Raw genomic sequence first — 23,307 nt, 5'->3', positions numbered from 1 at the left:
CCGGACGCAACGAACGCCGGTGGGGGGGCAATGCCGGCGAACAGGGAGAGAAGTCATGCGTATCCTTTGCCGCCGTCATCTGCTGTCTGGCGTCGCGCTGCTTGCCGCAACGTCGGTACAGGCACAGGTCGCTTCACTGGCCACCGATGCACCCGCGGACCCGGCCCCCGACGCAGCAGGTGAGATCGTCGTGACCGGTTCGCGCATCGCCCGCCCCGATTACGCGGGGCCCAACCCGATCGTCTCGTTCAGCGCGGCCGACCTCCAGCAGTCGGGCAACACCAACGTCACGACCTTTCTCCAGCGCGTGCCGGCGCTCACTAATTCGCGCGACAGCACGCGGACGGCGGGCAACGCGCAGGCCGACGGCAGCTTCGGGCAGGTCGGGCTCAACCTGCTCGATTTGCGCGGGCTTGGCCCCAACCGGACGCTGGTGCTCGTCAACGGCCGCCGCCATGTCGCCGGCCAGCCCGACACCGCTGCTGTGGACATCAACGCGATCCCCACTGATTTGATCGAGCGCGTCGATGTGCTCACAGGCGCGGCGTCGGCTGTTTACGGCGCGGACGGCGTCTCCGGCGTCGTCAACTTCGTGCTGAAGCGCGATTTCGATGGCGTCGCGGCCCGCAGCCAGTTTGGCATCTCCGAGCGTGGCGACGCCGCCAACCGCTTCGCCTCGCTGATCGCGGGCCGCAACTTCGCCGACGGCCGTGGCAATCTAACGCTCGCCTACGAGTATAACGCCGACCAGCCGCTCGCGAACGACGATCGTCGGTATCTCGCACAGGGCGACCGCCAGTATTTCGTCAACCTCGACAATTACGACCCGACGCGCCCTGGCAGCTACAAGGTCGGACCGGTCGGCGACCTGCGCTACCCGTACAGTTCGAACCAGGGCATCGTGTATATCGGCGACCAGGTTTTCCGCGGCGACGGCGCGCTCTACACGCCCGGCCGGTTCCTGCAGAACGACGGGTATTCGATCGGCGGTGACGATACGCCCGTCGCGGGCTATATCGGCGATATCTTCCCGCGTACCCGCCGCCACGCGGTCAACGCGCTGACGCATTACGACGCGTCGGACGCGTTCAAGGTCAGCCTGGAGGGCAAGTTCGTCCAGTCGACCGTGACCAGCTTTGGTGGTTATGGCGGCAATTATCCCGCGACAGTCGCGCTCGACAATCCGTACATCCCGGCAAGCATCCTCGCAGCGGCGACCGCAGCCGGGCTCGGCTCGGTCGACGTCAACCGCAACAACTTCGACATCCCGCGGCGTGGCGAGGAAGACCGCCGGCGCACCTATCGCGGCGTCGTCGACGTCACCGGCCGGATCTCGGAGCATGCCAGCTACGACGTGTCCTATACCTATGGCCAGACCGACGTCCGCGCGACCAAGCTCAACGACCGCCTCAGCGTTCGCTTCCTGCACGCGCTCGATGCGGTGCGCGGGCCGGGCGGAACGATCGTCTGCCGTTCGGCCGAGGCCCGCGCGGCCGGCTGCATTCCCGTCAACACGTTCGGCGGCAACACTGTGGATCCGGCCTCGTTCGGATATTTCCTGAGCAACCCGGCGAGTGATGCACGGCTCACGCAGCATGTCGCCAACGCCTCGCTGAACGGTGACTTCGGGCAGTTCTCGGCGCTGCCCGGCGGCCCGGTCGCGTTCGCGGTCGGTGGCGAATATCGTCGCGAATCAAGCAGCTTCCGTCCGGCGCAGGCGATCACCGACAATCTGTTCTACCAGTATGACGAGTACATCCTGCCGACCCCGTCGAGCGGCCATTTCGATGTCTGGGAAGCGTTCGGCGAATTGAACGCGCCGATCCTGAAGGACGTACCGTTCGCCAACCTGCTCTCGGTCGGTGCCGCGGGACGCTATTCGGATTATTCGACGGTCGGCTCGACCCGTGCGTACCAGTTCAACGGCATCTACGCGCCGATCCGCGAGATCAGCTTCCGCGGCTCCTACGGCCGCTCGGTCCGCGCGCCCAACATCGGTGAGATATTCCGTCCGCAGACCGGCAGCAGCAACTTCTTCTCCGATCCCTGCTACATCGGCAACCGCACGCTCGGGACGCAGTTCCGCACCGCGAACTGCCAGGCGCTAATCACCGGCGCCGGAGGCAATCCCGCCACCTTCACCGCGCAGAACAACCCGAACGCGACGATCTTCATTCCTGGCACGCAGCAGGGCAATCCGGACCTGCGCGCCGAAGTCGCCCGCACCTGGACAGCGGGCGTTGTGGTGCGGCCGATCTCCGGGTTGTCGATCGGGCTCGACTGGTACGACATCCGTCTGCGCGACGCGATCAATACGCCCGATGCGAACACGATCGCGTCGCTGTGCGTCGATCAGCCGACGCTCGACAACGCCTATTGCAACGCGATCAGCCGCGAGCGCGGCACCGGGTTCATCAACGGCTATGTCGTCCAGCCGCAGAACGTCGCGGCGTTCCGCACTGCCGGTGCCGAACTCAACATTGCCTATCGCTTCCGGACGGCGCGAGCAGGCGCGTTCGATATCCGGCTGGTCGGCGGCTATCTCGACAAGCTCGAACAGGTCGCCACGCCGGGCGCCATAACCGAGGACAATGTCGATCAGCCGTTCCGTCCGAAATATACCCTCACCTTCTCGCCGAGCTGGACCGCGGGGGCGCTGACGCTGAGCTACAACCTGCGCTGGCAGGACGGCGTCCGCCGGTTCGCCAAGGTTGATACTGATGCGAACCCAAGCCTCGTCGATCCGCGCTATCTCCGGTACAAGGAGCTGTGGCAGCACGACGTGCAGACCGAGGTCGCGGTCGACGAGAGATTCTCGTTCTATGGCGGGGTCAACAACCTCGCCGACCAGAAGCCCGATATCGGTTTCGAAACCAACGTGCCGATCTCGCCAGTCGGCAGGTACTTCTATGCCGGCGCGAAGGTTCGGTATTGAGCCGCTCGGGCGTTGACGTTGGACGATGCCTCGACGACGGACGCCTGATCGCCAAAACGAGAAAAAAGACGCCGTGCTAACCAAAGACATGCTGAGCCTTATCACGATGGAGGAAGGGGCCTTCATCGATCCCAGTTGCACAGTCGTCGATCCGCACCGCCTGACACTGCGCAAAGGCGCGTTCGTCGGCCCCGAGGGACTGATCGACGCCGGCGGTGGCGTCGAGATCGGCGAAGCGGTGCGGATCAGCTACCGGTGCACGATCATCTCGCTGACCCACCACATCACACGCTCGGTCTGGCGACGGGGCGTGGACGGGGATCGACTTCGGCCTGTCCTGATCGAGCGCGGTTGCTGGGTAGGCGCCAACGTCACCATTTATCCGGGCGTCACCGTGCGAGAGGGGTGCGTCATTAATGCAGGATCGGTGATCGCGAAATCTACCGAAGCACATGGACTTTACTGTCCACCATATGCCGTGCGTATCAAAGACCTTGAGTTCGAGTGACGGCTGATCACGATCGCGTCGTCAAGACCAACTATCTACGTTCCACCCGCCCGAAGCTCTCGTACGAGGCTCCGAAAAAATGGCGTATCGCTAAATGAACGAACGGCCGGAGTTTGGGTTAGCCTATGGGGACCTGAATGACCGTTTGTTGGTCAGGTGTTCTCATGGAGCTCGTGCGTAAACCCATTCCTCTAACGCTCAACTGGATTGCCAGCGGATCGCATCGATCAGCGCGCGCATCGCAGGACTGACCCGCCGGTCCGGATAATAGAGCCTGCACCCGGGATAGGGCGAGCACCAAGCACCGAGAACCTGGATCAGACGCCCGTCCGCAATTTCGGCGGCCACGTCGTGCTCCATCATGTAGCCGAGGCCTGCACCCGCCCGCACCGCTGCCGATGATAACACTTCGTCGTTGACGATCAGTTGCCCCGCAACGCGCATCCTGATGTCGCGTCCGCCCTCCTCGAACTCCCAAGGCAGCAAGCCGCCGCCGCCCAGCTGTCGGTAATTTACACAGATGTGGTCTTCGAGATCGGCCGGACTTATCGGGAGTTTGCGGCGGGAGAAGTAGCCCGGTGTGCCGACCACGACCGTGCGCAGGTCGGGGCCCACCGGCACCGTCACCATGTCGCTGTCGATCGCGCCCGCGAGCCGGATTCCTGCGTCAAACCCGCCAGCGACAAGGTCGATCAATCGGTCATCGACAATCACCTCGACTGAGATGTCAGGATGATCGATCAGGAATGCAGGCAGGCGCGGCGCTAGAATCGTGCGCGCGGCCCAACCGAACGTCGTCAGCCGCACCGCTCCCGTCGGCGTGTCCCGCCAGTCAGCCAAGCGCGACAGGCCGCGCGCAACTTCGCTCAGAGCTGGCCCAAGCGACCGCAGCAGTTGCTCGCCCGCCAAAGTCGGCGCGACCGAGCGCGTGGTCCTGGCTAGGAGGCGAACGCCAAGCCGCAGCTCCAGTGCCTTCATTGCATGACTTAGGGCCGACGGAGACAGGCCGAGTTCTGCAGCTGCGCGCGTGAAGCTGCGCAACCGCGCCACGGTCGCGAATGTCGCCAAATCGTCAAGCTCGCCGCGCCGCATTGATGCATCATGCTCACAAGGCCTTGCACCTAACAATGACTAATCGTGGTCGCGCGCGCTCCTTATTTTCCGGATGAAGCAAGGAGACAGTCCATGAGCCTTAGTCACTATCGCACTCTTGGCCGTTCGGGCCTCGTCGTCAGCCCGCTTGCGTTGGGCACTATGACCTTTGGCCTTGGCCAGTGGAACGCTGACGATGCCAGCGCGCGCAAAATCTTCGACGCCTATCGCGAGGCGGGCGGCAACTTCATCGACACCGCCGACATTTATTCTGGCGGTGGCAGCGAGGATCTAGTTGGTCGCTTCATAAAAGAGACGGGTTCACGCGACGAGGTGGTGCTGGCAACCAAGTTCGGTTTCAATGGATCTGCCAGCCCGCTGACCGCTTCGCAGTCCGGCGGCGGCAACCCCAATGCGGGCGGGGCGGGAGCCAAGAACATCCACCGCGCGCTCGACGCCTCCCTCCAGCGGCTCGGTACCGACTATGTCGATCTCTACTGGATGCACATTTGGGACGGGGTGACGCCCGCCGAGGAGTTGGTCGAGACGCTCGGCGCGCTCGTTCGCTCCGGCAAGATTCGCTACTACGCCTTCTCCGACATGCCAGCATGGCTGGCTACTAAGGCGGCGACAGTCGCATCGGAGCGCGGCGTCCCCGGCCCAGTCGCGATGCAGGTCGAATATTCGCTGGTGGCGCGCGATGTGGAGGCCGAGCACATTCCCGCCGCGCGCGACGCCGGCATGGGCGTACAGCCATGGAGTCCGCTCGCGGGCGGTTTCCTGTCAGGCAAATATCGGCGCGACGACACCGCCGAGACCGGTCGACTGAGCGGCGCCAACCCCTTCGGCGACAGCAAGTTCGTCGATCGCAACTGGGACGTGCTCGACGTGGTGAAGGCGATCGCCTCCGAGATGGACTGCAGCCCCGCACAAGTTGCGCTCGCATGGACGATGGCGAAGTCGGGGGTGTCATCGACGCTGATCGGTGCCCGCTCGGTCGAGCAACTGAAGAGCAATCTGGCTGCTGCGTCGCTCACGCTGGACGATCGCAAAATGGAGCGCCTGAATGAGGTGAGCGTCCCCGCCCCGAGCTTCAGCGCCGCGCTGGCATCGCCCGCCATCCGGAGGATGATCTTCGGCGGCCAAGACGTGCGTGGATGGGGCGAGTAAGTCCCCGCTACCACCCAATCACGATAACCAACCCTGTCGCAGTTTCAGGGTGCTACTGGCTCTGTCGTCACTGAAAGCTGCCAGTCCGATTTTTCTGAGATTACGACGTTGATGACGGGTCATCGGTCGCAAAAAAACGGTCAGCGCCGAGATGAATGAGTGTCTGAAGGTGAGAAGCCGGAGAGTGGACGCGAATGACCGCAACTGGGTCACCTCTGCCCGATGGTCTCCTAGTCTCACATCAGCATGATGGATGCATCGGGCGCTTCGTAGACGGTTGTAAGCATAGCCTCGACCCGATCCAATCCCGCTCGAGTTAGTTGAAGATTGAATGTAGCGTCCGCTTGGGCGTCAATGATATTGCGCTGGCGCAGTACGGCCACCCACCTGGTAGCAGTTGAGATTGCTACGTCCGCATAGGTCGCGATCTGGTTCAAGCCTACCGCGCGGCCTTCTGCTTCGGCCAAATAAATGCCGATGAGGAGCGATCCAATTGGGTCGGTGCTGAGGTCAGCGCCGAAGAGCTTGACTCGTGCATCGTGGACATGGCGTATACGAAGCGCCGCCTCCCATAGCCTAGCTGGCGGCAGATCACGGCCGCCCTCGTGCCAGAACAGAGTACTAATCAGGCGGTCAGGGTCAGAGAAGCGAGTGACCAGAAGGTTCGCTGCGATTGAAGTACCGTCAGGGCGCAGATATCGCTTCTGCAATCGGACTGGGGCGGCAGCCGCTTCTAGTACCGCTAGCATATTGCCGCTTCGCTGCAAATCCCGGGGGTCGGTGATCTGCCTATATGAGATCCCAATCAAGTCGCTTTCACGGCGCTGCAATAAATCGAGAAAGCCCTGATCTGCCTGCAGGATGACTCCATCGAGCGTTGATACACAATGAGCTGCCGGCATAGTTACCCCGCAAACTAATTGGATCGATAATATATAATAGTGAGGGCTTGGTGCAACGGGAGTGTCGTTGCCGTGCCGGCGATCTAACCTGCTGCTACGTCCGCGTCAGCTATCCATCACGCGACACGCAGATTGTAGAATGGGCTTCCCGGCGAGGTGAATGAACGACCGGAGTCGAGGAGCGAGGGAGCGGCCGGAAATGACCGCAACTGGGTCTCCGCTGACGCAAGGTCCTGACCGGAAGCCTCACGCGATCTGCCACCTTATCGCCTTAAAGACCTCGCATGATCTGCCAAGTTTCGTTCCGGACCGGCGAAGGAAGGCAGGCTGGACGTCGATCGGAGGCTGGAAGTTGCGCTTCAGAGTATTCGCGAGCTGGCTTCTCCGAATAGGCGTCGTCGCCTTATTCTCCAGCGGGTCCGCCATACATGCGGGCGACGTTCACCGTACCGCGATAATTGCTGAAAAATCGAACCCAGCACAGAAAGTCGATTGGAGGCCTGTAGTTAATGGGCGTCTTCCGAACGGTGTGCGCTATGCGATCCTCGCAAGGCAGTCAGACGAGCCTGGCATAAGTCTGCTCATGCGAAACGAAGGTGGCTTCATCGAGGAGCAACGGCCGGGCGAGCGCGGGTTGACACACCTTATCGAGCATCTCGTATTCGTCAGTCCGACGATAAACGCGCCGAACGATTTGCATCATCTTGTGAAGATCGGTTTGCCGCTAACTTTCGCCGCCCCTTCCGCCGGTACCACAAGCTGGCGAGAGACCAATTACTTCGTGTCGACCAGAACGACGCGCACGGCAGACCTCGACACACTGCTGCGTCTATTCCGCGAGGTCGCGACCGACCTCACGTTCAGATCCGATGCAGTCGACGATCAGCGTGCGGACGTGATGCGCGAGATGGCCGGCAGGAAGCCCGGCAACGTGATCTACGCCGACTATATCGCGGGCATAGCACCAGGCTCTCCGACGGACGTCATCGACGGGCAAAATTCCGACGACGTACCGACAGCGAGCGTTGAAACGATCCGCGCTCTATACCACCGCCTATACCGACCCGAGAACATGATGGTCGTGATCGTCGGAAACGTCGATCCGACCACCGCGAAGGCTCTTATCACCCAGCGTTTCGGGAGTTGGAAAAGCATCGGGTCGCCGGTCGGCCATGTCCCTGTTCCGCGCTTGCGTTACGATCGCATCGCGCCGATCAGTTTCTCAGCTCTGCCGCAGGGGCGCAGGACAGCGCTGATCACCGTGGCAATGCCGACACTTTCGTCACCCGGCTCCAAAAGATCGCAGATGGACGCAGAGCTCATGGACAGGCTGGCGATCCGCGCGGTCAACAATCGACTGGCAAGAGCGCAGCCAGGCAGTCCGTCCGGAAAGGTCGGAATGTTCATCGAGAATGGCGAGCAAGGCCACCGGCTTATCATGCTGTGGGACAACTTTACGGGCGACGCATGGCAGCCTGCACTGGTCGACCTCAAACGTACCACATGCCGACTAGGTACGGCGGGCCTCTCTGCAGACGAATGGGACAGGGCGAGGCGTGACCTGATCCAGGAGCTCGAGCAGATTACTGGAGACATGGGCCACGCCAAGAACGTCGAACTGGCAAAGGATCTATCTCACGCCATCGCCGCAGACAGGGAGCTGATCGCTCCGAGCGCTTTGCTGCGACGTGCTCGGATCTGGTTGCCGACGATCGATGCAAGCACTGGGAATGCTTGGTGGCGTCAGCAATGGCAGAGCGGCCACGAACATGTCCGGGTCGAAGCGCCTGAGCTTGCCCGGGTGGTGGACCCCCGTCAGGCGATACGGACCGCACTGGATGCAGCATCGTCGCGAGCGAGCTGCCACTAACTACGACAATAGCCAGGCCGGAACAGGGAGACACGGATGGGAATCGTCCTAATCGTCGCAGCGGTCGCATCGCAGACCGGACCTATGACGGTCGTTCCAAAGGTCGTGGATTTCGACCTTGCCAAGGTGCGCCCCAGAAAACCGACGTGCTTGGATCGAGGGCAGTCAGACGAGATCATCGTGTGCGCTCCAAAGGGAATGGACATCTGGCTGGGTGACGTAAGCGGATTTGCCGCAAAGCAACTGAATGCCGAATTCAAAGGGCCGCTGAACGCCGAGACGACCATTCACGTCATTCAGCAAAAGAGCCCCATTGCTACGACCCCGGCAGCGGCCGTGACATTGAAATGGCGTTTCTGATATTTCTGGTCGCGGGAAAATCCCGTGTTCGACCGCAATCCAAACTGAACCGCATCTGCCGTTGCCAATGTTACTCGCCCCACTTTTCTAAAGCTTAATGAATGTCCGAAGCTGGTGAGCCAGAACCTGGCTGTGAATGACCGAGATTGGGTAAATGTACCTCGGCGTCTTCACCCGAGATCAGCTCCTGCACTCATCCAGAAGCATTTGCAGCCGCTCGGCATCGTCAGGCGTGGCGGGGTTGTAGATAATCATCCCCAGTTCCGGCCTTCCTTCGACGGCGAACGACGAAAACTCCATCGCCAGCAGCCCCGCGTCGGGATGGTGGATACGCTTTACTCCTTCGCCGTGAGCGACCACGTCGTTATCCTGCCACAGCGCTTCGAACTCAGGGCTGAGCCGAGACAACTCCATGACGAGCTTTATCACCTCGGCGCTGGTGCTAGCGCCGGCGCGCGCCACGTCGGCGCGGAAGGCGCCGACGACGAAGCGGGCGATGCTGTCGAAATCGGCATTGCGGGCGCGTACATGATCGCTGCCGAACATCAGGCGCAGAATGTTGCGTCCCTCGCGCGGCAGCTTGGAATAGTCGGTCAGTAAGACCGCAGCGGCACGGTTCCAGCCGACAACGTCCCACATTGCGGTCTTGATGATCGCTGGGCTGAGCACCATCCCATCTAGTACCCGTTGCAGGCGAGGGGTGATGCCGTCGACCGGCTGATATCGGGCCTCTGGCAGACGACCCAGTCCGAGCATGTAGATGTGCTCGCGCTCCGGCTCGGTCAGCATCAGCCCCTTCGCGATGCGATCGAGGACATCCGCAGATGGCGCGCCGCCACGGCCCTGCTCGAGCCAGGTGTACCAGGTGGGACTGATATTCGCGCGGCTCGCAACCTCTTCACGGCGCAAACCGGGCGTCCGGCGGCGACTGCCGCTGAGCCCGAATGTCGCCGGGTCCAAGCGAGTGCGGCGGTCGCGCAGGTACGTGCCCAGCGAATTTGGTGCTTCAGTAGACAAGATGTATCCTGTTGCAGCTTATACCACGATAAGCTCACTACTTTAACAGGGTCGGGCGCAAGGCGATACATCCCTCGTCAACGAGGAGATTTCCATGCGCGTGTTCTTGACCGGTGCGACCGGCTTTATCGGCTCCCATGTCATTCCCGAACTACTCCGCCGCGGTCACAATGTGCTCGGGCTCACTCGCTCCGACGCGGGCGCGCAGCAGCTCGAAGCGGCTGGCGCCGATGTTCATCGGGGCGACCTGGAACGACCGGAGACCCTTGCGAGTGGTGTCGCTGCGGCTGACGCGGTCATTCACTGCGCATTCGATCACGACTTTGCCAACTTCGTCGAGAATACTCGAAAGGATGAACGCAACATCGCCGCGATGGGCGATGCGCTGGCGGGAACCAACAAGCCGATCCTGATAACCTCGGGCATCGGTATTGGAACGCCGCGCAACGGCGGTCCTGCTACCGAGGATGTGCTCAACCCGCTCCACGCCAATCCGCGCATCGTGACGGAGCTGGCCGCCGCAGCGCTGATCGCCCGCCGCATCGATGTCCGCACCATTCGCCTGCCGCAGGTGCACAATACTACCAAGGCCGGTCTGATCACGCCGCTGATCGCCGAGGCCCGCCGTGCCGGGGCGGTGGCGTATCTCGGCGAAGGGAAGACGCGCTGGGCTGCCGCGCATATCAGCGATGTCGCCAAGCTATACGTGCTGGCTCTCGAGCGCGGCGAGCCGGGCGCGCGATACCATGCGTCGGTCGAGGAGGGCGTCGATGCACGCACGATCGCAGAGGCCATCGGCGAGGGAACCGGATTGCCGGTACGTTCGATCGCAACCGAAGACACCGAGCGCTTCTTCGGCTGGATGGCTCCCTTCGCCGCTCTCGACATGACCGCGTCGAGCGTCTTGACGCAGGAGCGGCTGGGATGGGAGCCTACAGGTCCCGATCTACTCACCGATCTCGCCGCGATGAATCATTACGAGCCCATGATCGGATAACAGATCGCCGTTGCACGCTGATGAGAGTAGTTCCGCTGGCGTGCAGCGGCGTGACTATAGCCTGAGGATCACACCATGGTCTCGGCCGGTTACGTGAATGAACGGCCGATTCTGGGATGCCGCTTTCGGGCACTGAACGACCGCTTGTGGGTCGTAACGCCAACAGGCCATTCGTTGAAGGAAGCCACCCGGCAGTCGGTCTAAGCGTCGGAGCGGACTGCTCGTTGAAACGGGCGCCACTGCATATGCCCGAATAATGGCGTCACGATTAGATGCGGTACAGCGAGAGCCGCAATGCCCGCGAATAGGGGGCGAACGCCGGAAGGGTCAGAGTGTAACAAGAGAACGCCTGTTATGGTAGCGAGCAGTATCGCGGCGACCAGTATCGGAGCAGTTGCTCGGAGGTAGCTGCCCATCGTTGCACAACCGATCTGCGTACGACGTTCGAACGTTTGGGGTGCGGCATGCAGAACGAGAAAGCCCACCGAAAACCCCACGAGTGGCGGCAGAACGACAAGGGCCACCGTCCCGACCAGGAGGCGCAGGTCTTTGCGCTGACATGCTTTTACGACCAAATACGCTGCGGCTATTGCGCCGATCAACGCCATTGTCGACACCATTGCGGGCAGCACGTTTGTCGAGGTGCCCCCAAGACGAAGAATATCGGTCAGGTTCGTGGCATGGAGAGTGGCGGGGGTGGCGACAAGGCTCGTTCCTCTCGCCACCCTCTCCAACGGCCGATCCGCTGGTGCATCTTCCACGCCGAAATGAACTGCCGACGCGACGAGAAAAGCCGGAAGTGCGACCGCTGGATCAATGACCCACCAACAGAGGCAAACTGCACCAACAAAGACGTATAAGGCGACGAACAAAGGGCGTTGCCGCGGCTCGACGATTGCCAAGTCGCTGGCGCCATGTGCCATGCCGATGAAACCTATCGCCACAACCGCAAAAGCTAATTGTACGGTCAACGCGCTAATGGAGGCGGCGGCTGCCGCCCCTAGAAGCAGGCTCCAGCCCCAGGCTGGAGCGCGGGCGATCATGACTGATGACCGCGTTCGGTGCTATGCTGCTCCAGCGCCTTGTCCAGATTGCTTGCCGCATAGAAGGCGTAAACAACCTTGGCGACGACATCCATGATCAGAATTGCCCAGACTGATGTCGGATCCATGATGATCTTCATTCCTTCAGGACCGATCAGGAAGACGATTGGATAGAGGAACCAGATAACCGTCAGGAAGGCGACGTTCTTATTGTATGCCGTGCCCAAGGCCATGCCCCGGCTTTTCGCCAGCATGCGTAGCGGCCCCCACAAGAGGTACAGAACGCCGAGAAAGGCGACGCATGACCACGCATACCAGACCCATTTTGCGAACGATGGGCCGGTTAGCGACGACACCAGTCCCGTAGCTATCATTAGCACGTCAAGGACGATGATGGCGGTGAGGTGGCCGCCAACCTCGCCGGTTCTACCATGCTCATGGAAGGCCAGAAGAACGAGGCTCGATAGCAGGATCGGCGTTGTCACCGACCAATCGAGGTATCTTGCGAGATAGGTGACCGAGCCGTCGAGCTTGAACAGCGTACCGATGCCGAAGGCCATTGCCAGATACGCCGTAGCTGCAATGAACGGCACGCTGGCATGCAGCAGCGTATGGTGGCCGGACGGGTGACTTTTCTTCCCCGTCGCATAGATCGCCAGCGAACCCAGCGACATGATTGTGAACCCAAGTAGGAAGGCAGTCTGATCCATGCGGGATCCCCAGCACAAGGGGGCGACCCGATGCCGACCCAAATCGCATAACATGGATTGTATCGTTTTGTGTCCACGCCGGAGCAAAGTTCATCGGCTTGTCACGAAGCGCGGTCGATAGGAGACGAACGGACACTTCGTCAGTGAATTAAGCCGGCGGACTACCCTGCGCGACGCTGCGTAAGTAATCACTGGTACCGGATGCCTTCATGAGCATCGTATCGACTAGCCGTTGTCCTCTGCAGCCCCGGCGAACTGGATTGCGCGGCTTTGGTATCACGATACTGAAGCTTGGCTGATTGTGGAACGCGCGGTCGCCTGGATCGCTAAGATGGACCGCCTATCGCTCACCCACAAACTGAAAGTTCCGCATGTTCAACGGACTCGGCCTGCCGGTTTTGCTCGCCATCTTTGCCGCCTGCGCAGGCGTAATCTGGGTAGCGGGCGTGAAGCTAGCTGATACGACGGACATTCTGTCCTCGCGCCTTCACCTAGGCAAGGCGCTCGGCGGTATCATCGTACTCGCAATAGCCACCAACCTGCCCGAGGTCGCGATCACCGTCAGTGCGGCGCTGGCAGGCAATCTGGGGGTGGCGGTCGGCAATATACTAGGCGGCATCGCCATCCAGACGGTTGTGCTCGTGGCGATGGACATCGCCATGAAGGAGCAGGTGCCTCTGACCTACCGCGCCGCCAGCCTCACGCTGGTCGTGGAGGCGGTGCTGGTCGTGGTGGTCTTGATCGTGTCGATCATGGCGACGCAGTTGCCGGGCACGCTGATTGCGGCTCGCCTGACTCCCGGGGCGGTGTTGATCGGCGTCTTGTGGATCATTGGCGTGTGGCTTTCCAGCAAAGCCAGTAAGGGGCTGCCTTGGCAAGATACGAGCGGCACGGCTCCCGACGCGCAAAAAGAACCCAAGGGCCACTCGCAGGCGAAGAAGGATGACGCCTCTGGACAGCGCGGCGAGAGTACGATTCACGTCGCATTGGTCTTCGGCGCTGCGGCGCTTGCAACATTGGCAGCCGGTGTACTCTTAGAGCGAAGCGGCGATGCCATAGCGGAACACATCGGCCTCAGCGGGGTCATCTTCGGGGCAACGGTGCTTGCGGCCGCCACGTCGCTGCCCGAGCTTTCGACCGGTATCACCTCGGTACGCATGAAGGACTATCAGCTGGCCGTCAGCGACATCTTTGGTGGAAACGCCTTTCTGCCAGTGCTCTTCCTCCTAGCCGTCGTCGTCTCAGGCAAGGCAGTGCTGCCTGATGCTCAGGCAAGCGACATCTATCTTGCGGGCCTTGGAGTGTTGCTGACCTGCGTTTACGCCGCAGGCCTGATTTTCCGACCCAAACGTCGAATTTGGCGCATGGGCATCGATTCCTTCGCGGTGCTTACCCTTTATGCCCTCGGCGTGGGCGGCCTGTTCGCAATATCTAGCGGTCACGGCAGCTGAGCCGCTTATTCCAAAACGCGACTTTCTGAGGTGGAAGCCAGCTTTTGAAACTAGCCGTGTTGAACATGAACAGGTGTCCGATGTTGGGAGGAGAGAAGGAGCACGTGTATGGCCGATTCTGGGTCGTCGGGGCTGCTCGAGGAGGCTTTGCGTTACCCTCGCGCTCACAGCCGCAAACAGTCGTCGCCTATGACATGCTGGGTGCTTATAGGTTGGCCTGTTCCTCTTTGTTTAAGTCAGCATCGGGACCGTAATAGAGTTCAGCGCACGCGTCGCGCAGGCAGCCACCCTCGATCTCGATATCGTCCCGATAGGCGTCCCCGATGAAGCCGAGAGTGTCGACGTGCTTTGCCTCGAAATACATCGGATGCACATCGTTGCGACCAGCACCGTAAACGACGCGGCCGACTTTCGACCAGATCGATGCCATCGTGCACATGCCGCAGGGCTGGAGTGTCGAGTATAACGTCGCCCCGCGCAGCTCCAGTTCTCCGGTTTGCTCACAAGCCCGACGGATAGCCATCATCTCGGCATGGGCCGTTGCGTCAGGCAACTCCTTGGTCTGATTACGTTCGGCTGCAATCACCTTCCCGTCTAGCACGATGACGCATCCAAGCGGGGAGGTTGAGGGATCGGACCCTTTGGAGCGTGCGACGTCTATCGCCATTTGCATCCAATGTTCGTCGGTATCGGTCTGCATCGCGTATCCATCTAATTGCAGTTGCTGTAAGATTTGGCGTGTCGATCCGGTTGCGGCGTCAGCTTTGAACCACCCTGACGGTCGCTTCCGTGGGATCGACCGGATCCATCACGAAAACCCCCGCATCACGGTTCGCGACAAGCCATGCGACGTGCGCGGCAGAGATGCGCTCACCCGGCACCAGTCGAGGGACGCCCGGCGGTGCGGGCGCGATCATCTCTGCTGCGATCCTTCCCTCAGCCGCCTCGTAGGCCACCATTTCGGCTGGGCCGTAGAGTGCCGCAGGCCCGGGCATCGCCATGTCGACGGACAGGGTACCGATCCCGGGCATAGGCGAAATTACCGGCAGGATGGAGGGATCGGAACCGAGCTGATTCACGAGATCCTGCAAGCCGCGGACGAGCTTGCGGAGATCGGACCTGGTTGTGCCCAGCGACAGAACGGCCAGGATATGCCGGGCGTCGGATAGCCCCATACTGATCCGGTGATGCTTGTAGAGCCAGTCATCGATAGCATACCCCGATACGCCCAGCACCGAGACGTCGATCAGCACCTTGGTGACGTCCAGATCGGCATCGGGCGGCAGATGATCGCAACCTAACACTCGCAACGGGGCAATACCGGCAATCTTTCTGCGGACCTTCTCCGCCAGCGCAATGACGCCGTTCCACATCTGCTCCCCGTTCAACGCGTGATCTCGCCGGGTCGCGTCAAGCGTTGCTAGGATCGGTACCGATGGGCTGGTGGTCTCGAACAGCTCATAGGCCATCCACAATCGCTGGCGATCGATCAGGTCGCCCTTGGCGACGATCACCGATCCCTGCGCGAGAGCCCCCATCGTCTTATGGGCGCTGTAGACGGCGGCATCCGCCCCCTTGGTCAGCGGATCGTCAGGCAGTCCTTCACAAAATGCGAACGCACCACCCCAAGCGGCATCGACGATCATGGGAATACCGTGATCGTGACAGACAGTGGCGAGTGCCGCGATATCGCTCGTCACGCCGTAATAGGTTGGGCTGACGACGATGAACGCCTTGGCGGTTGGATTGGCCGCCAAGGCGGCGTTCAGCGCCTGCGGCTCAACACCATGCTCAATGTCCCATTCCCCGTCGATCTGGACCGGCACGATGGCGGCATTGAGCCCCGTCGCGAGCGCGTAGGCACGCTCAGCCTTGTGGGCATTCGCCGCGACCAGAATGGTGTCACCTGGTCCGGCGACCGAGGCCATAACCGTGTGAAGACTCTGGGTAGATCCGCCGGTTACAAACCGGCAGAAGTCGGCATTCCAGGCCTCCGCCGCGATCTCGTGCGCACGTTGAAGGGCCAGCTTGCCTTCGGTACGGTCGTCGAGCCCCTTCGGCGTCAGCACGTCGGCGTGGAAAACGCGCTTGCCGAGCAGTGCCTTCATCCCGCCAGGAATGACTGCACCCTGGTTGTGGCCCGGCGCTCCAAATCCGATGACCGGCCTCTTCTCGATCGCCGCCAACGCATCGGCCAACGGCGCACTCTTCTGATCCATGCCGAACCCTCTCCTGATCGAATGGGTGGAACGCACGGATACTGGAAAGCCCCTCCACGATGGTTGATCTTCTTTATCAAACAAGCAGTTATCCGCCGAAGGCGGACATGGATCAAACCTTCCGCCTAGCTGGCTAGGGCGCTCATCGATAGCAAAGCCCTTTCCAACATTCCGTCACCAAGGGTACGAAAGAGGAAGAGCTATGAGGAACGAGATGCCGATCAACGTCAACGCGGCGAGTGCGGCGGAGTTGGACACCATCCCGGCGCTAGCGGGGCACGGGTTCGAGATCGTCCGCTATCGTGAGGAACGTGGCGGGTTCAGTGACCTGAGACAACTTGATGAAGTACCCGGTCTTACCGGTAAGGCCGATGGGGCGACTGCCTCACTGACCGTCGGCGATTGCTGACTCAGGCGGGCGCCAGACTTTGGAACGCCGCGATAAGAGCCTGTTCGTTGATCGGTTTGTCGAGAACGATCATCGATGGCCGACTTACATGGCATGCTTCGCGCGTGCCGGTCACGAAGATCACGGGCGTCGGCCCATGCTCCAAGATGATGGCTTCCACCGCGGCAGGGCCGGTCCCGGCTGAGAGATTGACGTCGGACATGATGATGGAGGGAGGCCTCAATCTCGCAGCATCGATTGCCTCATCTTGCGAGGCAGCCTGATCAAAGGATGTGCCGCCAGCCCTCGCGATCAGCTGGATGATGTGGTCGGCGATGAGGAAATCATCCTCGATGACGAGCACATGGCACATATGACGGATCCCGATAAGCTGAGCTCTTAACCAATGTGGTCACGCAACGGGCCCGCCACGGCGTTAATAAATGTCAGACAAGGTCGAGAGCTCAGATCGGCGCTTCGATTGCGAAGCGAACACCTTCCGGCAAATATTGAATTTCCGCCTTGCCGCGGATGTGGCGTGATAGGACGCGCTCAATCATTCTCGTACCAAATCCAACACGTGTTGGCATAGCAACGATAGGTCCATCCTGCTCCGCCCAGGAGAAGGTAAGTCGGCGTTCGGTTGCATTGCCGTTCAGGTCCCAGCGTATGCTCACCTCACCCTCCGGTACCGAGAGCGCTCCATATTTGATCGCATTGGTCGCCAGCTCGTGCAGTGCCATAGACAACGCAAGTGTCACTTCCGGGGTCAGCCGTATCGTCGGGCCGATAGCGGAAAACCGTCGACCGTTGCTGTCCATGAACGGCGCCAGCACCCGCTCGACAATCTCACCGATTGCCGCGCCTTCGATCTCGTCCTTGAGCAGCAGTTCGTGCGCAGACGCGAGGCTAGCGATGCGGCCCGACACCGCATCCCGAGCCTCAGCAAGGGACCCAGCATCGCGTAGCGTCTGACTGACTACGGCACTGACCGTCGCAAGTGTGTTCTTCACGCGGTGTGTCAGTTCATGGGCCAGAACCGAACGTTGCTCCTCGGCGAATTTGCGAGCTGAAACATTGCTCGAAAAGCCCGAAACCGCCAACGGCGTGCCATCCGCACGGCGCTGCAGCGCGCCTTGGGAATGGATCCAACGTTGCTCACCTTCAGGCGTCAATATGCGGTATTCGACGTTATAACGCGTGCCATGCTCGATAGCGCTGTTCAGCGAAGATCTGACGAGTTCGCGATCCTCTGGGTGCACGCAAGCCAACAAGCCTTCCGCCGATAATATCTCTCCGGTCGGCCTTCCAAAGTTCGTCAGGCAACTTGGCGAGTAGCTGAGCCGCCATTCTGGCAGGTCGATGGTCCAAGTGCCCAGTCCGCCAGCATCGAGCGCAAGCGCCAAGCGCGCTTCTCGTTCGGCCAAAGCGACTTCACGCTTCGCCAGCTCGGCACTTAGCGTGTCGCGGTCGCGTTCCAACTGTAACAGCCCGTGCCGCTCGAGCGTGACATCGAGCTGGGATGCAACGAAGTAGCGTAGGCTGCCGGTCGCGCCATGCACGGGCGCGACCATGAGGCGGTTCCAGAACGGCGTGCCGTCACGACGGTGATTCAGAAGGTCGATATCGATCGGCTCGCGGCTAGCGACCGCATCCTTCATACGTCGGACGTCGGCCTGATCGGTCAACGGTCCCTGCATGAAACGGCAGTTCCGGCCAACAACCTCGACCGCCGAGAACCCCGTCAGAGCCTCGAACGCACGATTGACGTAAACCAGCGGGTTATCCGGTAGCGTTGGATCGCTGACGACCATCGGCGTAATGCAGTGATCGAACGCCGCAACGAAGGGGTCATGCTCGTTTAGGCGGGACGCAAATGCGTCGATAGCCTCGCGTACGACACCTGAGGTATCGTGCGGTCGAATAGGCGAAGGCGGGAGGGGCTGACGGTCCAAAGCAGGAACGTCCTAGCGGTAAGACGTTGATGGATCAACGTAATCGAATTTATGTAGAACTTCTGTCATCTGTCGTCCCAACTCGTGAGGCCATGCGATTGTCGGTTATCACCGGAAATCAGCGGCTAGTCTGGGACCACTCTGCGGCGAACGCGGGTGCTGCAATGAAGCTCGCCGGCTGCGGGGATACGGGCGGCGGATCGCAGACACCCTCTTCAATGTAGCGCATTGCGGACATCAGACCATTCCGGGAGAAGGGCTTGGGTATGACGCCATGGCCACCGGCAAAGTCGGCTGGGATCTTAAGTGGGTTTGCAGTGACGAAGACGACTATCGCGTCCGCCCATCGCTTCCGGATTAGTGCACAGACATCCAGACCGCTGGTGCCTTTCGCAAGCTGTAGGTCGACAAAAGCCAGGTCCGGGTGGAGATCGCCTGCCAAGTCTTCAACTTCATAGAGAGACACGGCCTCGCCGACGACACGGTGACCGGCGTCTTCGATCATCGCTTCGATATCCATGGCCAAAAGAGCTTCGTCCTCGACGATCAGCACGTTCAACGGCGGTTGGGCACGTACACTCATTAACCGTCCACCGGGAATGAGAGAGATACATGAACCCCGGGGGCGGCGTCGGACCACATGACGTCGGCCCTGACTTGCTTGGCGAGGCGGGAGATAAGCATCTTGCCAATGCCGTCCGGCTGAACGTCATTGCTGGCTAGCCCATGGCCATCATCGGTGATTTCGATCAGGGCATTATTGCCTTCTAGGGCGGTGCGGACGGAAATCGTACCGGCTCGCCCGTTGGCAAATGCATGCTTGATGGCGTTGGTCGTTATCTCGTTGAGGATCAACCCAAGCGATGCCGCCTTACTAGACGGCACCTCTATTTGCGAAATATTCGAAACCAGCTTGATGTCGTCGCGTCGGCTGGCACCAACGACGTCGCTGATTAGATTTTCGGTAAACGCCCCGACGTCGAAGCGGGTGACGTCGTCCGACTGATAAAGGCGGCGATGCACTGTCGCCAGCGCATCAACCCGTTCAAGCATAGTTTCAAGTTTTGATGAAACGGCCGGGTCTGATATGCTACGCGCCTGCAAACGCAGAAGTGAACCGATCATCGTAAGATTGTTCTTTACGCGATGGTCGACTTCGTGAAGCAGCAGAGTTTTCGCATCTAACGCGGCCTCGAGGTCTGACGTGCGCGCCTCGACTTCCTGTTCGACCAATAACTTCTGCTTTGAAATGATAGTCTGCGCTTTGACGCGGTCAGTAACATCAAGCTGGGAGGCGAAGAAGAATACAACCTTACCGGCGTCATTGCGTACAGGGCTCAGATACAACGCGTTCCAGAACGCAGATCCATCCTTTCGATAGTTTAGGAGGTCCACGGCAATGTCGGTCTGGGCGTCGATTGCCCGACGCACTTTAGCCACCTGCTCCCGGTCGGTGTCGGGACCTTGCAGGAAGCGGCAGTTACGGCCGATGATTTCACTTCGATCATAGCCCGACAGCGTTTGAAAGGCTTCGTTGCAGAAGACGATCGGGTTATCGGTCTGCGCGGGGTCCGTGATGACCATAGGCATTCGGGTAGCCCGAACAGCCGCGGCAAAAGGGTCCGCTCGCCCGTGCTCGTAATCGAGCGCTTCCGTCAGATGCCAATCGTCCCGCTGCTTCATCACGCCTCCGTGGAGCGTGCCGACCAGCCGAACTCCGTGCCGGGACTAAATCGTTTTGATCGGCTTCCGTTCCGCTGAGAGATCGAGTTCGTCTCACTAAGGCATGGCTATTGGGCGGCATGCGCGTACAAAGCCTCTTGAGATCGAGAATCGGCGCCCCGTCTTGCAGGCTGGAAGCTGAACGAATGGCAGAAGTAGGGAAAGCGAAAACGGCTCATGAGTGTCCGCTTGTGGGTCTTCTCAGCAAAGGGGTAGGTCGGCCATTCTCGCTCGATTGTTACCGCTTGACGGGTAGTGCGGCATACCCAAAACCAGTCACTCGATCATAGGCGCCATGATGATGCTGATGGATGGAGGAATATTGGTATTCCATTGCTCTGGCTCATAGGCCTTCAGGCTGCGGCAACGTGGAGTCCTCCCGCTCAGGCGGCATGGTTAGGGGAAAAACCTCCTATCGAAGTCCGCTTGCATGCGCCTACCTTGTCCATGCGGGGGGAGGCGCCCATTGAGGTCGATCTTACCGCCAAAGACAACACCTTTGCCGTATCACCGTTTCTACAACCCACGCGGGGCATCGCGTTTGAGGTCATCTCGGAAGACGGTCAACCAGTCGCGCCTGCAGAGCCGATGGCAGGCTCACCGCCACCGCCTCCTTTAGAGACAAAGGAGCTGACGAAGATATCAGTCGCATCGCCTTACCGTGTCCGCACTCACGAAAGCGCAAAAACGATCTTCCCAGGAGCAGGCCGATACAAGGTGAGAGCCTGGATATTTCTCTTCAATTTCCCGTCCGAGCCAGTCCGCTATGCCCAAGTAGTATCGGATACAATCACGGTGAACGTCACTAGGTAGAACACGGCGGTGACGTTCGTGACGGTGGCCTTTGTTGGACAGCGTCTGAAAAGCCGGCCGGCCGCTATCGCCTGAAACGGCGACATTGGTCAGTGAATGTCTGGAGTTGCAAGCTGGTCATTCGCGTTGATGAACGAGCGTCTGCATTTGGAAAGTAGGAAGGGTGGGCTTAACGTCAACTTCTGGGTCAAGGCGGTGCAGGGCGCAGCAGTGTGCTACTACGCCCTCCTGTATCAGCCGATAGCGTCCAGTTCGGAGACGGCCTCGTCGGGCAGCGTCAGCGATGCTGCGGCAAGGTTCTCGTGCAGGTGCGCCACCGACGAGGTGCCGGGGATCAGCAGGATGTTGGGCGCGCGTTGCAAGAGCCAGGCAAGCGCCACCTGCATCGGCGTCGCGCTCAGCCGTTCCGCAACATGGGAAAGCGCCGACGACTGGAGTGGGTTGAACCCGCCGAGTGGAAAGAAGGGGACATAGGCGACGCCCTTAGTTGCCAGCATGTCGATGAGGGCATCGTCTCCGCGATGGGCGAGGTTGTACTGGTTCTGGACCCCGACGATCTCCGCAATGTCGCGGGCTTCCTCGAACTGGGCGAGCGTGATGTTGCTGAGGCCGATATGCCGCACTAGCCCCTGGCGTTGCAGATCCGCGATTGCCTTCAGCGGCGCGGCCAGCGATCCTTCCGCCGGGCCGTGCACGTCGAACATCAGGCGAAGGTTTACGACGTCGAGCGTCTCCAGCCCAAGGTTCGCGAGATTGTCCTCGACCGCGCGCGCGAGCTCGTCCGGTTCGAACGCCGGCAGCCACGATGCATCCTCGCCGCGGCGCGCGCCGATCTTGGTGACGATCAACAGGTCGTCCGGGTAGGGCGACAGCGCCTCTCGAAGCAGCCGATTGGTGACGTGCGGGCCGTAGAAGTCGCTCGTGTCGATATGGTTCACGCCTGCCGCGATCGCGGCGCGCAGCACCGCCAGCGCTTGGTCGGGATCGTGCGGCGGACCGAACACGCCGGGTCCGGCCAACTGCATCGCGCCATAGCCGAGCCGCTTCACGCTGCGCCCGGCCAGCGAATAGGTACCTGCTTCGTCAATCATCGTCATCTCCTGTGCTGGAACGGAGATACGGCTTGCGGATCGTGCGGATAAGCCAGAGGGATCCGCACGGGTTGTACGGAAAATCGAACGATGAAAGCCGAGCTTGCCGATCTCAACGCGTTCCTCACAGTTGCGCGGGCGCGCGGGTTCCGCGAAGCCGCCCGTGCGGTCGGATCAAGCGCTTCGACGCTCAGCGAAGCTGTCCGGCGCCTGGAAGCACAACTGGGCGTCCGCCTGCTCCATCGCACTACGCGCAGCGTCACGCCGACGGAGGTAGGCACGCGGCTAATCGAGCGTTTGACGCCTGCTTTGGGCGAGGTGGAAGCGGCGCTAGAGGTGGTAAACCTGTTCCGCGAGCGCCCGGCGGGGACACTGCGCCTCAACGTGCCGGTGAGCGCGGCGCGGCTGGTGCTGCCAGCAATCCTGTCCGGCTTCCTCGCTGCCTATCCTGACATCCAGGTCGAGATCATCGCCGAGGACGGCTTCGTGGACATGGTGGCATCGGGCTGCGACGCAGGCATCCGCTATGACGAGCGGCTTGAGCAGGACATGATCGCAGTACCGATCGGACCGCGGGTGCAACGCTTCGCGACCGCCGCGTCACCGGCGTATCTGGACGCGCATGGTCGCCCGAGCCATCCGCGCGACCTGCTCACGCATGCCTGTTTGCGTGGCAGGTTCACCAGCGGCGCGCTGACCAGTCCATGGGAGTTCGAGCGCAAAGGCGAGATCGTACGAGTTGAGCCGCAGGGTCCGTTGATCGCCAGCGTCGCCGGCGCGGCGGATCTGCTGGTCGACGTAGCAATTGGAAGCGGCGGGATCGTCTCCCTGTTCGAAGACTGGCTTCGGCCGGCGATGGAAAGCGGAGCGTTGGAACCGGTACTGCCGGACTGGTGGCAGGCATTCTCAGGACCGTTCCTCTATTATTCGGGCCGCCGCCTGGTGCCGCCGCCGCTGCGCGCGTTCGTCGACTTCATTCGCAGCCAGGACGCAGCCGCTGGTGAATGCCCGACTAAATGAACAGATGTCCGTTCCTGCGGAGCTGCTTTGTGCGTCTGAATGGC

At 61.0% G+C, this 23,307-nt stretch carries 21 protein-coding genes; 9 read left to right on the top strand and 12 right to left on the bottom strand.

All coding sequences use genetic code 11. From position 1 onward, the window contains the following. Positions 1 to 55 precede the first annotated feature (55 nt). Entirely contained in the window at positions 56 to 2,935 is a 2,880-nt protein-coding gene (locus J3A66_RS18995; protein WP_208403710.1) for a TonB-dependent receptor, read from the top strand. A 73-nt stretch (positions 2,936 to 3,008) separates the two neighbouring features. Next, complete coding sequence (locus J3A66_RS18990; RefSeq protein ID WP_056681094.1) at positions 3,009 to 3,443, top strand: acyltransferase; 435 nt, start codon at positions 3,009 to 3,011, stop codon at positions 3,441 to 3,443. A gap of 198 nt (positions 3,444 to 3,641) precedes the next feature. On the opposite strand, the gene J3A66_RS18985 is transcribed toward J3A66_RS18990, so the two are convergent. Then, complete coding sequence (locus J3A66_RS18985) at positions 3,642 to 4,535, bottom strand: LysR family transcriptional regulator (RefSeq protein ID WP_192071671.1); 894 nt, start codon at positions 4,533 to 4,535, stop codon at positions 3,642 to 3,644. A gap of 45 nt (positions 4,536 to 4,580) precedes the next feature. Between J3A66_RS18985 and J3A66_RS18980 the strand changes: the two genes are divergently transcribed. Beyond that, complete coding sequence (locus tag J3A66_RS18980) at positions 4,581 to 5,705, top strand: aldo/keto reductase (protein ID WP_341786169.1); 1,125 nt, start codon at positions 4,581 to 4,583, stop codon at positions 5,703 to 5,705. A gap of 236 nt (positions 5,706 to 5,941) precedes the next feature. Here the strand turns inward: J3A66_RS18980 and J3A66_RS18975 are convergent, their stop codons facing one another. Next, entirely contained in the window at positions 5,942 to 6,607 is a 666-nt protein-coding gene (locus J3A66_RS18975) for a PAS domain-containing protein (protein ID WP_192071672.1), read from the bottom strand. Between the two features lie 583 nt (positions 6,608 to 7,190). On the opposite strand from J3A66_RS18975, the gene J3A66_RS18970 reads away from it, so the two are divergent. Both J3A66_RS18970 and J3A66_RS18965 read left to right on the top strand, forming a co-directional pair. Beyond that, a complete protein-coding gene (locus tag J3A66_RS18970) occupies positions 7,191 to 8,477 on the top strand; it encodes an insulinase family protein (protein ID WP_192142732.1) in 1,287 nt (428 codons plus the stop codon). A 36-nt stretch (positions 8,478 to 8,513) separates the two neighbouring features. Continuing rightward, the gene (locus J3A66_RS18965; protein ID WP_209570702.1) at positions 8,514 to 8,837 is read left to right on the top strand and encodes a hypothetical protein; all 324 of its coding nucleotides are present in this window, start codon (positions 8,514 to 8,516) and stop codon (positions 8,835 to 8,837) included. Between the two features lie 180 nt (positions 8,838 to 9,017). Here J3A66_RS18965 and J3A66_RS18960 read toward each other — a convergent pair whose 3' ends face one another. Further along, a complete protein-coding gene (locus J3A66_RS18960; RefSeq protein ID WP_209570701.1) occupies positions 9,018 to 9,854 on the bottom strand; it encodes a helix-turn-helix transcriptional regulator in 837 nt (278 codons plus the stop codon). A gap of 94 nt (positions 9,855 to 9,948) precedes the next feature. Between J3A66_RS18960 and J3A66_RS18955 the strand changes: the two genes are divergently transcribed. After that, positions 9,949 to 10,851, top strand: coding sequence for an SDR family oxidoreductase (locus J3A66_RS18955; RefSeq protein WP_192071677.1), 903 nt, complete (start codon positions 9,949 to 9,951; stop codon positions 10,849 to 10,851). A 200-nt stretch (positions 10,852 to 11,051) separates the two neighbouring features. On the opposite strand, the gene J3A66_RS18950 is transcribed toward J3A66_RS18955, so the two are convergent. Both J3A66_RS18950 and J3A66_RS18945 read right to left on the bottom strand, forming a co-directional pair. Then, a complete protein-coding gene (locus J3A66_RS18950) occupies positions 11,052 to 11,894 on the bottom strand; it encodes a Brp/Blh family beta-carotene 15,15'-dioxygenase (protein ID WP_192071678.1) in 843 nt (280 codons plus the stop codon). Beyond that, positions 11,891 to 12,604, bottom strand: a complete 714-nt coding sequence (locus J3A66_RS18945) for a bacteriorhodopsin (protein WP_209570700.1) — start codon at positions 12,602 to 12,604, stop codon at positions 11,891 to 11,893. The genes J3A66_RS18950 and J3A66_RS18945 overlap by 4 nt, the downstream gene beginning before the upstream one ends. Positions 12,605 to 12,975: 371 nt before the next feature. Between J3A66_RS18945 and J3A66_RS18940 the strand changes: the two genes are divergently transcribed. Continuing rightward, positions 12,976 to 14,055 carry a sodium:calcium antiporter gene (locus tag J3A66_RS18940; protein ID WP_209570699.1) on the top strand — a complete coding sequence of 360 codons (1,080 nt, stop codon included), beginning with the start codon at positions 12,976 to 12,978 and terminating at the stop codon, positions 14,053 to 14,055. A 205-nt stretch (positions 14,056 to 14,260) separates the two neighbouring features. Here the strand turns inward: J3A66_RS18940 and J3A66_RS18935 are convergent, their stop codons facing one another. Continuing rightward, positions 14,261 to 14,755: a nucleoside deaminase gene (locus J3A66_RS18935; RefSeq protein WP_209570698.1), complete on the bottom strand. Its 495-nt coding sequence runs from the start codon at positions 14,753 to 14,755 to the stop codon at positions 14,261 to 14,263. A 58-nt stretch (positions 14,756 to 14,813) separates the two neighbouring features. Then, positions 14,814 to 16,274: an aminotransferase class V-fold PLP-dependent enzyme gene (locus tag J3A66_RS18930; protein ID WP_209570697.1), complete on the bottom strand. Its 1,461-nt coding sequence runs from the start codon at positions 16,272 to 16,274 to the stop codon at positions 14,814 to 14,816. A 214-nt stretch (positions 16,275 to 16,488) separates the two neighbouring features. On the opposite strand from J3A66_RS18930, the gene J3A66_RS18925 reads away from it, so the two are divergent. Further along, a complete protein-coding gene (locus J3A66_RS18925) occupies positions 16,489 to 16,683 on the top strand; it encodes a helix-hairpin-helix domain-containing protein (RefSeq protein ID WP_192191641.1) in 195 nt (64 codons plus the stop codon). Position 16,684: 1 nt separating this feature from the next. Here J3A66_RS18925 and J3A66_RS18920 read toward each other — a convergent pair whose 3' ends face one another. The 5 genes from J3A66_RS18920 to J3A66_RS18900 all read right to left on the bottom strand — a co-directional run bounded on the left by J3A66_RS18920 (position 16,685) and on the right by J3A66_RS18900 (position 22,249). After that, complete coding sequence (locus J3A66_RS18920; protein WP_209570696.1) at positions 16,685 to 17,035, bottom strand: response regulator; 351 nt, start codon at positions 17,033 to 17,035, stop codon at positions 16,685 to 16,687. Between the two features lie 91 nt (positions 17,036 to 17,126). Further along, positions 17,127 to 18,617: an HWE histidine kinase domain-containing protein gene (locus tag J3A66_RS18915; RefSeq protein WP_209570695.1), complete on the bottom strand. Its 1,491-nt coding sequence runs from the start codon at positions 18,615 to 18,617 to the stop codon at positions 17,127 to 17,129. 118 nt (positions 18,618 to 18,735) lie between these two features. Then, the gene (locus J3A66_RS18910) at positions 18,736 to 19,200 is read right to left on the bottom strand and encodes a response regulator (protein WP_192071685.1); all 465 of its coding nucleotides are present in this window, start codon (positions 19,198 to 19,200) and stop codon (positions 18,736 to 18,738) included. Then, entirely contained in the window at positions 19,200 to 20,300 is a 1,101-nt protein-coding gene (locus J3A66_RS18905) for a histidine kinase dimerization/phosphoacceptor domain -containing protein (protein ID WP_192071686.1), read from the bottom strand. Before J3A66_RS18905 ends, J3A66_RS18910 begins: the two co-directional genes overlap by 1 nt. 1,085 nt (positions 20,301 to 21,385) lie before the next feature. Then, positions 21,386 to 22,249, bottom strand: coding sequence for an aldo/keto reductase family oxidoreductase (locus tag J3A66_RS18900; protein ID WP_209570694.1), 864 nt, complete (start codon positions 22,247 to 22,249; stop codon positions 21,386 to 21,388). A gap of 84 nt (positions 22,250 to 22,333) precedes the next feature. Between J3A66_RS18900 and J3A66_RS18895 the strand changes: the two genes are divergently transcribed. Further along, on the top strand, positions 22,334 to 23,263 hold the full coding sequence (locus J3A66_RS18895; RefSeq protein WP_209570693.1) for a LysR family transcriptional regulator: 930 nt from the start codon (positions 22,334 to 22,336) through the stop codon (positions 23,261 to 23,263). Positions 23,264 to 23,307: the final 44 nt, after the last annotated feature.

The sequence above is a fragment of the Sphingomonas sp. PvP018 genome, assembly GCF_017876865.1.
In the GTDB taxonomy this organism is placed as follows: domain Bacteria; phylum Pseudomonadota; class Alphaproteobacteria; order Sphingomonadales; family Sphingomonadaceae; genus Sphingomonas; species Sphingomonas aerolata.
This window is presented reverse-complemented; position numbering and strand designations above follow the sequence as displayed.